Genomic DNA, 12,697 nt, shown 5'->3' on the forward strand with positions numbered 1-12,697 from the left:
CCGCCGAACCCGCCGCCAGACCCGCCTCATAGACCTGGTCATGCGCGCCGGCCGGGTTGCCCTGGTCAACGACGATCTGCGGCACGTCGTTGGTGCCGTTGATGGTGATGGTCAGCGTTGCCGTATCGGTGTCGCCGTCGGCATCCTTCATCGTGTAGTTGAAGGTCTCGGTCAGCGTCTGGCCGGCGTCCAGCGCCTGCACCGCCGGATCGGCATTGTTGAGCGTGTAGGTGTAGGTGCCGTCGGGATTGGCAACGAAGGTGCCGTGTGCGCCCGTCGTCGAGCCATCCCAGCTGACGAAGCTCGTCGGCGTGTCGGCGCCCGGCTGGTTGTTGGCATGAAGGTCGTTGGTCAGCACATTGCCGTTGACCGGCGAGAGCGCGTCTTCGCTGATGCTGTTGGTGTCGTTGACCGCATTAGGCACGTCGTCGACGATGTCGATGACGATGGCCGCCGGGACGGACGACAAGGTGCCGTCCGAGACAGTAAGCGAGAAGCTGTCGGTCTCGGTGACTGCCGGAACGTCCGTGGTCGTGCTGGTCAGTGTGTACTGATAGGTCGCAACGCCGGTTGCCGGGTTATAGCCGGTAATCAGCAGCGTGCCGTGGTCGCCCTGGAAGGCCGAACCGTTGAGGCTGCCGATGGCAACCGTGACGCCGCCGATGGTGACGGTCTGCACATCGTCGAGCCCGTCGGCGTCCGACACCGTGAAGGTGCCTGTTGCCACCGTGCTCCCGTCGCCGGCCGCCGAACCCGCCGCCAGACCTGCTTCATAGACCTGGTCATGCGCGCCAGCCGGGTTGCCTTGGTTGACGACGACCTGCGGCACGTCGTTGGTGCCGTTGATGGTGATCTCGACCGTTGTCGTCGAGGTATCGCCGTCGCCATCGGTCAGGGTGTAGGTGAACGTGTCCGTCAGATGCTGGCCGCTGGTCAGCGCCTGGACCGCCGCGGCGCCGTTGTTCAGCGTGTAGCTGTAGTGGCCGTCTGCATCGATCGTGATCGAACCGTAGCTGCCCGCCACGGCCGAACCGACATGGCCCGAGGCCGATGCAACCGTGCCTGCCTCGACGCCCGTTACCGTCGCCCCGTCCGCACCCCTAACGTCGGCAACGCCGTCCGTCACATTCGCGTCCGCGCCGCCGCTGGCCGTAATGACATTGCCGTCCGCGACCGTCGCACCGTCTTCCGTCACGCTGTCCGTATCGGCAACCGCCGTCGGCGCGTCGTCGACGATGGCGACGGCAAAGGTCGTGCTGGCCGAATCGCCGTCAACATCCGTGACTGTGATGCTGAAATTGTCCGGAACCGTGTCGTTGGGATCGAATCCGTTCGTCTGATTGGGATGAGCGACTGATTCGGTGACCGTGTAATTGTATTCGATGGCACCGGTGCTCGGATTGAAGGAGACGATCGTCAGATAGCCATACTCCCCCGGGATTTGCTGGTTGACGCTAGTGACGGTGACGCCATTGATGACGATCGACCCAATTCCATCAGGCGCGTCGATGCTGATCGTTCCAGTGCTGGACGTTTCATTGTCGGTCAGCGCTTCGCTGCCCGGAGATTGCGCCCCACCGCCGTCAAGACCGGCTTCACTGGCCGCTTCGGTCGGGGCAAGCAAGGACGTGGCCGTCACTGAAACCTGCCTGTCGACGATGGACGGGAACAATTCGCGCCGCTCCAGGAGTCCGAACTGCAAGGCAGTCGGCGGCAGCAGCGCCGACAGGTCGAACCCATCGCCGATGCCGCCGGGGGGAACCGAGAAATCTCCGCCCGCGCTTGAATTCGAACCGCCCGGACCGGCCGACATGGAACCGTCGGCGCCGAAGGCGACATCGACATGGCTGGCTTCAAGCGCCGCCAGCAGCGCGACGCGCGGCACCTCGACGTCGCCAATGATGAAGGTCGGCACGTTCAGGGCGCCGTCCTTGATCACGATCACCGAGCCGTCGGCCTGTTCGAGCAGAAGGTTTTGTCCGTCGACCTTGATGTTGTCGATGGAGGCGTTGGCCGGAAGCCTCACCACATGGCTGGCGTCGGCTACATATTCGTGCGGCGCAGCTGCCGGCGGCGCCTTTGCTTCCGCGGGCGCTTCTGGCTTGACAGGCGCTCCGCCGCCGACATCGACTGGCACCGGTTCGGACGCTGCCGGCGCGGCCGCTGCGTCGAATCCGCTTGCGCGACCCGCATCTCTGCCGGCGATGTCTGATCGCCGTGTTCATTGGACGCGGAATGCTCGTTCAAGGAAGCCGAAAAGCTGTCCAACTCGATATTGTTCGTCATGGCTGAAACCCCTCCGATATTTACCGGATAGAGACAGCGGCCACTTCTACTTTGCAACTGCCCCCTAATCTATTTCATATATTATGATATGCATTGCCCGGCATTTTTTACACGTGGTAAACCGCTACAATATAACCTGTTATATGTAGGTTTCTGGAGACCTCCTTGACGGATAGCTGGTCGGCAATTTTCCGGTAAACCAAAGTATAAATTTGAATAAAATTTTAAGCAAAATGGATAAGGACAGTTGCTGGATATTTATCCACCTTCCTTTCCAATAATTTGAGACAAGATTGGTAGCGTCCACAGTCAAAGGTGGGCGTTATGAAAAAGCAAAAATCAGTTCCGGGAAAAACCCGGCTCCAGATGCTCCTGCTGGCAATCGGGCTTGTCGGCCTGGCGGGGCCGTCCTTCGCGAGCGATATCGCCGCACCCGGCTGGCCTCCGGAGAAGGTCCAGACGCCACCCAGCCTCGGCGGTGTTTCGCTGGCGAGGCCTCAGCCCTGGCAGCCTGCGGGCGCTTACCGGATCGGTCTGGTCACCGGCAGCTATGGCCCAGATGTTGGCCGCGGGGATGGCTCGTCAACGGCGCGAGATGACGCCGGGATAGATCCGCTGCAGACCGCGTCGATCATTCCGGGGGTCTTCGGATCGGTTGCCTTGTCCATGCGCAATTTTCCCGTCGCGGCTCGCTGGGCGCCCGTCTACCGGGCAATCGCCGCCTGTTCGGCAGGCAGCCCCTGCGAGCACAAGAGCGCGGCTTTTGCCGGCATGATCGCCGCCGCACAAGGCAAGGGGTTCAGCGAGAAGCTGTCCTTCGTCAACAGCAGCGTAAATCGCCTGATCGCCTACAGGAAAGACAGCGTCGTCTACGGCAAGCTCGACTATTGGGCGAAGCCTTCGGAGATTCTCGAGCGGCGAGCCGGCGATTGCGAGGATTTTGCCATCCTCAAGATGACAGCCCTGCTGAGGGCCGGCATTCCCACGCAGAGCATGGCGCTTGTCGTCCTCCAGGATCGCAAGAGAGGCTTCTTTCACGCAGTGCTGTCGGTGAGCACAGGCAGCGGCACCTTCATTCTCGACAGCCTCGGCAACACTGTCGTGCGTGACAGCGATCTTCCGGATTACGTTCCGCTCTATTCGTTCAGCACGGACCGGGCCTGGATCCACGGTTCAAGACCGGGCGGAGCCCAGATGGCCGACATCAAGGGCGGTTTCGCAACCGTCGCACCCGGCGAAGGCTTTCAGCCATAGGTTCGCCAGCATTGGCGATGCATCCAGAGCAACTCCGGTAAGTGTAACGGTGAACTGCTCTAGCCGCCGAAGACGAACGCCATCAGCAGCTCCGGCTCGAGCACCGGAGCCCGCACCGCATTCAATTGTCCCCGGTATCGACGGTCGCCCGCGCCGATGACAAAACCGGTGGCCACCGGCGATTCGCCATTGGCGTCGAGCCGCGCGAATATGTCGGACACATTGAGGTCCAGCGCCAGCTTGAGATCGTGGCGTGCATCATCGCTTGGGGCGATCGGCAATTGACGTTTGACCAATTGCTGGAACGGCGCGTTGAACGACAGGATCTTCTTCGACGAAGCCAGGGCAAAGGCGGGAGACGGGCAAGCGACCAGTATGGCGTTGATGGTGTTGATCGATGCAAGCTTTCGCAGGGTCAGGTTTTCGTCTCCCAACCCACGCATGCAGGCCACCCGGATCGCGGATGTCAAATTGCCTGTCTGTGCCTGGCTTTCGGCGATCTCGTCGATGAGCATGCCGATCGTGCACTTCCTGCTTTCGGCCATCTGCTTCAGCGACATCCAGAATGCCCGCTCCAGACGGATGCCGCGCCGGATGCCGCCGCGCGCCACAACCCGAAATTCCAGTCCAAAATCCTCGGCGGCGACTGGAGGCAGCAGCCGCTCGCGACCGGAATGATGAGGGCTGGCGCTACCGCTCACTCATCGCCTCCTCGCGCGCCTTGTTGATCGGCTTCAGGAGGTAGTGCAGGATCGTCTTGCGCCCGGTCTTGATGTCGACCGAGCAGATCATTCCGGGGATGATCGAATAGGCCTTGCCGTCTCTTTGCAGGGTGGATTTGTCCGTCGCCACACGCACCTGATAGTAGGGTTCCCCCGTTTTCTGATCGACCAGGCTGTCGGCTGTGATGTTCGAGACCTTGCCCTCGATGCCGCCGAAGATCGAGAAATCATAGGCAGTGACCTTGATAAGGGCCTCCTGGTCGGGACGGATGAATGCGACATCCCGTGGCGAGACCCGTGCCTCCACCAGCAACGTCTCGGAGGTCGGCACGATGCCGGCCACCACGGCGCCAGGCTGAACGAAGGCCCCGACCGTGTTAAGCTCCAGCGTGTTGACGATGCCATCCACGGGAGAACGGATATCAGTGCGCGCGACCTTGTCGGTGGCTCCCCTTATGGTCTCATCCACCACCGACAGCTCCGCCAGCGCCTGGGTCAGGTCGTCCAACGCCTCCTGCTGCAATTGCAGGCCGAGTTCCTCGACCTGAAGCTGGGCTTCCGTGATCGACGATTTGATCTTCTTTATCGTTTCGCCCGCAAGGTTCAGCTGGCCGTTGAGCTCGGTCTGTTCGCGCTCCACCCGGAGCTGCTCGGTCCTTGCCATCAGGCCTTTCTTGACCATCGCATCGACCAGTTTTGCCTCCTGGTCGCTGACGACCAGGTTCTTTGTAAGACGATCGGAATTGGCCTGCGCCTCGGCCAGTTCCCTCTCGCGCTGGTCAAGGCGTGACTTGAGCACGGACAGCTTGTTGTCGAAGTTCCCTCGCCGGGCGATGAGCAGCTTCTGCTCATTGTCGCAGATTTGCGGAGCGACCGACTGGATGTCCTGCGGGCACGGAAATGGGCCCGAGAGATTGCCGGCCTGTTCGTATTTCAGCCTTGCTATGCGCACTTCCAGCGCGCGCGCCTTGGCCTGCTGCTCGCCGAGACTGGACGTGTTGAGCGTGTTGTCCAGGCGGATGATGAGATCGTTCTTCTTGACCACCTGGCCAATCGTCACGGCGATTTCCTGAACGACACCGGCTTCACTCGCCTGAATGATCTGGGTCTTGGAAGCGGGTATGACCTTGCCGTCGCCGCGTGCGATCTCATCGACTTCGGCAAAGGACGCCCAGGCGACGAAGACCACGAAGAGCGCTCCGATGATGAATATGGACGCCGACGCAAACAGCGGCGGTCGATCTTCTCTGGCAAGCATTTCCACGCCCCAACGCATTGGATGCAGCAATATCTGTTTTGTCAGGCGCTTGTTTTCTGCAACGCCTGTATGACTTGGTCCTTCGGTCCGTCGGCAACGATTCTGCCCTGTTCGATAACGATCAGGCGGTCGGCCAGCTCAAGCATGCTGAAGCGATGTGTCGAGACGATCAGCGTGGTGTCGCGGTCGAAGGCGACTTTGAGCTGCTTGATCAACTGGCGTTCCGATGCAAGATCCATCGAGCCCGACGGCTCGTCCAGAAAGACGATTTTCGGTTTGGTCAGCAGCAGGCGTGCGATTGCCACCGTCTGCCTCTGGCCGCCGGAAAGATTGGTGCCGCGCTCGCCGACATTCATGTCGTAGCCGCGCGGGTGGCGTGAAACGAAATCGTCGACACCGGCAGCCTTTGCCGCTTCGATGATCTGTTCGTCGGTAGCCTCGGGGCATGCCATCAGGAGGTTTTCCTTGATGGTGCCCGAGAACAGGTCGCCGGCCTGCGCAACGATGCCGACCGCGGCGCGAACCTCGGACGGGTGATACTGGCGAATGTCGATCCCATCCAGCAGCAGCTCACCGGAAGTCGGCAGGAAGAGCCGGCCGATCAGCCGCCCCATCGTCGTCTTTCCCGATCCTATGCGGCCGATGATGCCGATCCGCTCACCCGGCTTGACCGAGATATTCAGGCCGGTCAGAACTTCGTTTTCCGAGCCTGGATAGACAAACCCGACATTCCTGAACACCATCGCCCCCTTGCGGATGGGGCGGTTGACGAAGCCCACCGTGTCGGGTCGATCTTCCGGCTGAGCCATGATCGAGTTCACCATTCTCAGCGAGAGCATGGCCTGGCGAAACCGGGACAACGTTATGGCAATCTGGCCGAGCGGCGCCACGGCCCTGCTCGCCAGCATCACCGTTCCTATGATTGCTCCTGTCGAAACATGCCCTTCCGAGAAGGCATAGGCGCCGGCCACGACCAGGGCGACGGTCACCAGCTGTTGTATGGATTGGGTGATGTTGCCCGCCGCCGCCGAAAGCTGCTTGATCTTCTCGGACGTGTTGGCGGCGTTCTTGGAGTGCTCTCCCCATTTTCGCAGCAGATAGGCCTCGGCGCGCAGCGACTTGATGGTCTCCAGCGTCGAGATGGATTCGACCAGCAGGGCCTGGCGCTGCGACGCTTCGTTCATCGAGGCGGCGACGCGCTTGCCGATGCGGCGCTGGGTGATCAGGCCGACGATGACGGACATCACGAAGGCCAGCGCCGGTATGATCACCAGCCATCCGCCTATTGCATAGATCACAAGGAGGAAGACGAAGACGAATGCCGTGTCGATGAACACGCTTATGGTGTTGGAGGTGAAGAACTCCCTGACGAATTCATATTGCGTGACCCTGTTTGCGTATTCACCGGTCGAGCCGGGGCGCGCCGACAGCGACGAGTTCAGCACTTTCTCGAACAGCAGATAGGATATCCGGAGATCCGCCTTGCGCCCGGCATAGTCGATGAGGGAGGCCCTGGCCGTCTTCAAGAGCAGGTCGAACAGGATGACCGCGCCGATGCCGAGAGCCAGCACCCATAGTGTCGATATTGCCTTGTTCGGCAGGATCCTGTCGTAGACGTTCATAGTGAAGATCGGCGAGGCTATGGCCAGCAGATTGATGAACACCGCCGCCAGTACGACTTTCGAATAGGTGCGCCAGAAAGCGCCCATCGTCCCCGTAAGCCAATGTCTCCGCTCGATCCTGGCCGCCGAGCCGACCGACATGGTTTCGGCGGCATTGGCATAGGTGATCGAGAAGGAAGCGCCGCCGCTGATGTAGCTGGCGGCCAGTTCCGATCGGCCGATCGTGGTGCGGCCGTCTTCCTGGGGCGCGGTGATATACGCATCGTCTTCGCCCAGAGCGAGCAAGGCAACCGGCAATTGGCTGACGCGAAAGACGATTGCCGGCAGGTCGATACGCCCCCTGAGAAAATCGCGGTGATTGAACTCGGTGACTTCCAGGCCGATGCGTTCGGCAAGGTGCCTGATGTCGTCGGCCGCAATTCGCGTGTCCGAGAGCGGCACGCCGGCAAACAGCACGGTCTCCGCGCTCGGCCTGCCGAGATATCCGGCAACGGCCGAGAAGCAGGCCTTGAACGCCTCCTTGGGGGAGAGGATATTGGGTTGCTGGTTCACGATCTGCCCGTCAGGACGCTCGCTGGACCTTGCGTCGTCTTATTTCTTCCTCACCGGGGCGAGGATATCGAATGGCAGGTCGTTCTTCTGCTCCGATGGCGTCCGCGCATAGGTCTCGGTGTCCGCGGTTTCCGGTGTTGCAAACTCGGTGCGAGCATAGGCTGTCGCTTGCTTTGCCGGCTCGAGATTCATCGTTTTCAGCAACTGTCCGGTCGCGGCCAGGAGCCGGTACTGGGCAAACAGCGATGCGTAGGACGCGGTATCCGCCAGCGTTGCCGTGTTGAACCGCGTATTCTGCGCGTCGAGCACGTCGAGCAGCGAGCGCTGTCCAACCTTGAACTGCTCGCGATAGGAAGCGACCAGCTTTTCATTGGCGGCGGCCTGTTGCCTCAGGGTCTTCGCCAGATCGGCTTGCCGGAAACGGCGATCCCATGAGGTGCGAACGGCTTCCTCGATTTCGCGCAAGACCTGATGATAGGCGAGCCGCTGCTCGCTGGCGCGGCGGATCTGCTCCTGTTCATTGGCCTTGTCTATGCCGCCGCGGTACAGGTTCCAACGCAGCACCAGACGCGCCTGCAGGTCATTGGTGTCCCCGTCGTCACCGTCAACGTCGGTGCCCGCCCTGGCGCGACCTTCAGCAACGACTTCAGGGCCATATTTCGCTCGGGCCGCATCCACCAGGGAAGCGGCGGCGTCGATATCGCTGGTGGCCATGTGAACGCGCGGATTGCTCTGTCGTGCCAGGCCGATCGCGTCATCCAGTGACCGCGGAAGCGCGGCGGCGACATCACCCGGCCGCGAAGCATTGACCAGCGGCTTGCCGACGGTCTTGAAGAACCGGATCTTGGAGGCTTCCAGCTCTTCGGTCGCCTCCTGCATGCGGGCCTTGGCCGCGAACAGACGCTCCTCGGCCTGTTGGCGGTCGGCCTCGTTCAGCGCCCCGCCTGAGATGCCTTGCCGGATGTCGCCGAGAATCGCCTGATGGAAACCCAGATTCTTCTTGGCTTCGGCAACGATCGACGCCTGCAGCATGTATTCAAGGTAATCCTGGACAACGGACAGCCCGATGAATTCGGACCGTTCCAGCACCCGGAACGACGCTCCGTCGACACGCGACGCCTGGCGGTTCAATTCCGCGCGACGGGCTCCGCTGTCGAATAATTTCTGGGTGACCACCAGATTCGCTTCCGCCGGATAGAGCGAATCATCCTCTATAGACAGCGCGCGCCGGGACGAATTGTCGAGCCGGCGAACGCCAGCCGATGCTTCGACATCGACACTGGGAAGGTAAAGGCCCTTGGCCTGCCGCAACTCGAACTCGATTGCTTCGCGGTTTTCGATCGCCTGTCCAATCTCGGGATTGGATTCCACCGCGACAGCCATCGCCTCCTTGAGCGTAAGCGCATGAGCGCCCCCGCAGGTCAGCATGGTGGCCGCCATCAACAGACCAAGGCGCCTGCCTATGGTCGACATACCTGTCGTATTCATAATCCCACCCTAACGTTTCCCCAGCGTCCTTTTTCAGAGCGCTAACCAAGCCAAGGCCTGCCCGTCGGTGGATTATCCACAAATTCACGGAATGTGTGAGCGATTATTGATTTAGAGGGCACTAAATAGCCTTTTTGCGCAACAAGGCTGCGAGATGTAGCAAAAATAGCACATAACTTCGGCTCGCTGCGGTTGTATCCGGACGCCCCATTCAGTGGGAAAGCACAGAAAATCGCAGGCCAGTGGGCCGATATGCCCAGAATCATGGCCGGTTCGGATAGCGGTTGTCGATAATCCAACCGGAGGTTGAACGCTTTTTCAGGCATGCCCCTTGGGTGCCGGGTCCAAAAAATACTTCATCGCGGCGGCCGGCGCTGCGCGTCAATAGAGGTGGTACCAAAGCATAAGAGCCCGAGCAGAACAGGACGATGCCAGGCTTTATGCTTCCCCTGGGTCAGGTTTGTCCTTCTGAACAGGATCTATCGGGGTGCTTCAACCCATCGATCTCTGCGGCCGGTCGAACTCTTCAGCCAAGGCCGCATGCCACCATCCGGCGAATGCACGGCACGAGCGGCTGCATTGCCTTCTGCAACCGCTCGCTGGATAGTCTCGGCATGTTGGCGACCCTGGCGACTCACTGGCCGCAAATTCTGGCGATCATCTCCGTGGTGATGGCGACGGTCGGCATCGTCCATGCCGTCATGACCAAGGAAGATGTCCGCGCCGCCACCGGCTGGGTCGGCGTGATGGTGCTGTCCCCGATCCTCGGCGTGCTGATCTATGCCGTCGCCGGCATCAACCGCATTCGCCGCGCCACGATCACCGCCCAGCGCCCGTTTGCCGATGGCGCGGTGTCCGCCAAGCACGAGCGCGACGTCGCTGTCGAAGAGGCCCTGATCGTCGAGCGCTACGGGCAACGGTTCACGGGCTTGCGGACATTGGGCGACAGGGTGGCGCGGCGCGCGCTCAATCCTGGAAATGCAATCGATGTGCTGGAGACCGGCGACGAGGCCTATGCCGCCATGTGCGCGGCCATCGATGGTGCCGAGCGCAGCGTCCTGCTCGAGACCTATATTTTCGACAATGACGCCGTCGGCCTGCTCTTCGTCCAGGCGCTTGCCGGGGCCGTCCACCGCGGCGTCACCGTCCGCGTGCTGATCGATGCCGTCGGCGCCCGCTACTCGGTGCCGAGCATCCTGGGGCATTTGCGCGAGGCCAACATCCCCGCCGATGTCTTCAACGGCAACATCGTCATGGGCCTGCGCCTGCCCTACGCCAATCTGAGGACCCACCGGAAGATCCTGGTGGTCGACGGCATCGCCGCCTTTACCGGGGGCATGAACATCCGAAAAGGCTTCTCCGCCGAATTCGCCGGCTCCAACAGCGCCAGGGACACGCATTTCCGGGTGACCGGTCCGATCGTCGCCGACCTCTTTTCGGTCGCCGCCGAGGACTGGCGCTTCGCCACCAACGAGGCGCTGAAAGGCGACGCCTGGCGCATCGCCCCGCTGGCGCCGTCGCCAGGCGCACCGATGATGGTGCGGGCGGTCGCTTCCGGCCCGGATGCCAGCAACGAGACCAACCACAAGCTGCTGATCGGTGCATTCTCGGTCGCTCGCAAGTCTATACGCGTGATGTCGCCCTATTTCCTTCCGGATCGGGAACTGATCAGCGCGCTGATCACCGCCGGCAGGCGCGGGGTCGAAATCGACATCGTGGTGCCGGCGGTGAACAATCTTTTCCTCGTCGACCGCGCGATGATGGCGCAGTTCGATCAGGTGCTCAAACACTATTGCCGTGTCTGGCGCACCGAGGGACCGTTCGACCATTCGAAGCTGCTTTCGATCGACGGCGTGTGGGCCTATGTCGGCTCTTCCAATCTAGACGCCCGATCGCTGCGGCTGAATTTCGAGATCGACCTGGAGGTGCTCGATGCCGGCTTTGCCAGCGAGATCGAGGCGCGGATCGGGTCGGCGATCGCCTCCGCCGTGCCGGTGACGCTGGAAGCTTTGCGAGCCCGGCCGTTTCTTATCAGGCTATTCGACCGGGTATTGTGGCTCGGTTCACCCTATCTCTAAGGCGGAGGTGCGCTTGAGGAACTCGTCTGTCATGGAACATACGCGGAAATTGCCTATTTTCACTGTATCCGGCTTCTGAATTGATGCCAGCGAGGACGAGCAGCACAGAGATGCACAGAATTGGACGCAGCCTCCCGGCAAGCATGCTTCTGTCCCTTCGTGACCGCCGGATGCAGAAAGCTAATGCCGCCGCACTCAAGACGACAGCCACCACCGGCACGCTGGTTGCCTCCTACAATGTCCACAAATGCATCGGCGTCGACAGGAAATTCGACCCGGAACGGACCATCCGCGTCATCCGCGAAATCGATCCGGATCTCATCGCGCTGCAGGAAGCCGACAATCGCTTCGGCGACCGTAATGGGCTTCTCGACCTGCCCCGGCTCGAACGGGAAACCGGCCTGGTTCCGGTGCCGATTTCGGCCACAGGCAAGGGCCATGGCTGGCATGGCAACGTCTTGCTGTTCAAGAAGGGTGTCGTTCGCGACGTGCACCAGATCAAGCTTCCGGGACTGGAGCCGCGCGGCGCGGTGGTGGCTGAGATCGACCTCGATGGAAGCCAGACGCTGCGCATCATCGCCGCCCATCTTGGCCTGCTGCGCCGCTCGCGCTCCCAGCAGGCGCGCGTCGTGCTCGACCTGATGAACAGCCCGGACGAAAGACCGACCTTGCTGCTCGGCGACCTCAACGAATGGCGGCTTGGCAACCGCTCCGCTCTCAACACGCTGCATGCAACGTTCGGCCCGCAGCCGCCGGCGGTCCCCACCTTCCCGTCGAACCTGCCGCTGCTGGCGCTCGACCGGATCATGGCCAACAGGCACGGCATGATTGCCGCCATTAACGCGCATGACACGCCGCTTTCGCGCGTTGCCTCCGACCACCTGCCGCTGACGGCCTTCGTGCGCCTGGAGCGGGTAGACGATAACGCCTTAATGTCTTCCGCGTCGCAAAGCGTGTAAAATTAGACGGAACGCCCAGTTCTTCCCCGAGTTAACATGTCTCGAACGCGCAGGAGGACGAGATGAAAAAGCTGATTCTGGCTTGCCTGTTGGCATTGGCCGCGACAGCGGCGATCACTGCGCCGACGCAAGCGGCAAGCGTGACCATCCAGTCCGACGATGACGACCGATATTTGCCGGCCGATAGTGGGATCGTTATTCGCCGTCACCACCGCGATCGCTATTACGACAATCAGTATGATGGCGACCAGGATGTTCAGTATGACAATGGCGGATACCGGTACGGCGAATATCGCCGCCACCACCGGCATCACCGCTGCCACGTCGAACTGGTCAGGCACTGGCGCCACCACCACAGGGTGATCGAAGAGGTCCGCGTCTGCGGCTGATGCCGGTCGTACCAAGCGGCCGGCCAAAGCTGGCCGGTTTGGTCGCGTATTGGGGGCGAGAGATGATGCCGCCATGGATCAGTTGAAAA

Annotated in this window: 10 protein-coding genes; 4 read left to right on the forward strand and 6 right to left on the reverse strand. The window is 61.4% G+C overall.

Features of this window, described 5'->3' with window-relative positions:
• Both EOB49_RS08610 and EOB49_RS36405 read right to left on the reverse strand, forming a co-directional pair.
• A partial coding sequence (locus EOB49_RS08610; protein ID WP_206526093.1) for a VCBS domain-containing protein occupies positions 1-2,026 on the reverse strand: 2,026 nt, incomplete at its 3' end.
• A 17-nt stretch (positions 2,027-2,043) separates the two neighbouring features.
• Positions 2,044-2,286 (reverse strand): hypothetical protein, encoded by a 243-nt coding sequence (locus EOB49_RS36405; RefSeq protein WP_164781626.1) that lies wholly within the window; start codon positions 2,284-2,286, stop codon positions 2,044-2,046.
• A 324-nt stretch (positions 2,287-2,610) separates the two neighbouring features.
• Between EOB49_RS36405 and EOB49_RS08615 the strand changes: the two genes are divergently transcribed.
• On the forward strand, positions 2,611-3,540 hold the full coding sequence (locus EOB49_RS08615) for a transglutaminase-like cysteine peptidase (RefSeq protein WP_127380721.1): 930 nt from the start codon (positions 2,611-2,613) through the stop codon (positions 3,538-3,540).
• Between the two features lie 59 nt (positions 3,541-3,599).
• Here EOB49_RS08615 and EOB49_RS08620 read toward each other — a convergent pair whose 3' ends face one another.
• The 4 genes from EOB49_RS08620 to EOB49_RS08635 are packed head-to-tail and all read right to left on the reverse strand — an operon-like array spanning position 3,600 to position 9,182.
• Positions 3,600-4,241, reverse strand: coding sequence for a ribbon-helix-helix domain-containing protein (locus EOB49_RS08620; protein ID WP_127380722.1), 642 nt, complete (start codon positions 4,239-4,241; stop codon positions 3,600-3,602).
• On the reverse strand, positions 4,231-5,520 hold the full coding sequence (locus EOB49_RS08625) for an HlyD family type I secretion periplasmic adaptor subunit (RefSeq protein WP_127320297.1): 1,290 nt from the start codon (positions 5,518-5,520) through the stop codon (positions 4,231-4,233). The genes EOB49_RS08620 and EOB49_RS08625 overlap by 11 nt, the downstream gene beginning before the upstream one ends.
• Positions 5,521-5,561: 41 nt before the next feature.
• Positions 5,562-7,694, reverse strand: coding sequence for a type I secretion system permease/ATPase (locus EOB49_RS08630; protein ID WP_127271964.1), 2,133 nt, complete (start codon positions 7,692-7,694; stop codon positions 5,562-5,564).
• A gap of 39 nt (positions 7,695-7,733) precedes the next feature.
• On the reverse strand, positions 7,734-9,182 hold the full coding sequence (locus tag EOB49_RS08635) for a TolC family protein (RefSeq protein ID WP_127320295.1): 1,449 nt from the start codon (positions 9,180-9,182) through the stop codon (positions 7,734-7,736).
• A 614-nt stretch (positions 9,183-9,796) separates the two neighbouring features.
• Here EOB49_RS08635 and EOB49_RS08640 point away from each other — a divergent pair.
• The 3 genes from EOB49_RS08640 to EOB49_RS08650 all read left to right on the forward strand — a co-directional run bounded on the left by EOB49_RS08640 (position 9,797) and on the right by EOB49_RS08650 (position 12,608).
• A complete protein-coding gene (locus EOB49_RS08640) occupies positions 9,797-11,260 on the forward strand; it encodes a phosphatidylserine/phosphatidylglycerophosphate/cardiolipin synthase family protein (protein ID WP_127380723.1) in 1,464 nt (487 codons plus the stop codon).
• 110 nt (positions 11,261-11,370) lie between these two features.
• Entirely contained in the window at positions 11,371-12,219 is an 849-nt protein-coding gene (locus EOB49_RS08645) for an endonuclease/exonuclease/phosphatase family protein (RefSeq protein WP_127320291.1), read from the forward strand.
• 62 nt (positions 12,220-12,281) lie between these two features.
• Positions 12,282-12,608, forward strand: coding sequence for a hypothetical protein (locus EOB49_RS08650; RefSeq protein ID WP_127320289.1), 327 nt, complete (start codon positions 12,282-12,284; stop codon positions 12,606-12,608).
• Positions 12,609-12,697 lie beyond the last annotated feature (89 nt).

Source organism: Mesorhizobium sp. M7A.F.Ca.MR.148.00.0.0, assembly GCF_003997735.1.
Classification (GTDB): domain Bacteria; phylum Pseudomonadota; class Alphaproteobacteria; order Rhizobiales; family Rhizobiaceae; genus Mesorhizobium.

What these genes read in the sequence shown, in the direction of transcription:
- EOB49_RS36405 (WP_164781626.1), bottom strand. Translation starts at nt 2,286, where the DNA reads ATGACGAACAATATCGAGTTGGACAGCTTTTCGGCTTCCTTGAACGAG.
- EOB49_RS08615 (WP_127380721.1), top strand. Translation starts at nt 2,611, where the DNA reads ATGAAAAAGCAAAAATCAGTTCCGGGAAAAACCCGGCTCCAGATGCTC.
- EOB49_RS08625 (WP_127320297.1), bottom strand. Translation starts at nt 5,520, where the DNA reads ATGCTTGCCAGAGAAGATCGACCGCCGCTGTTTGCGTCGGCGTCCATA.
- EOB49_RS08635 (WP_127320295.1), bottom strand. Translation starts at nt 9,182, where the DNA reads ATGAATACGACAGGTATGTCGACCATAGGCAGGCGCCTTGGTCTGTTG.
- EOB49_RS08640 (WP_127380723.1), top strand. Translation starts at nt 9,797, where the DNA reads ATGTTGGCGACCCTGGCGACTCACTGGCCGCAAATTCTGGCGATCATC.
- EOB49_RS08645 (WP_127320291.1), top strand. Translation starts at nt 11,371, where the DNA reads ATGCACAGAATTGGACGCAGCCTCCCGGCAAGCATGCTTCTGTCCCTT.
- EOB49_RS08650 (WP_127320289.1), top strand. Translation starts at nt 12,282, where the DNA reads ATGAAAAAGCTGATTCTGGCTTGCCTGTTGGCATTGGCCGCGACAGCG.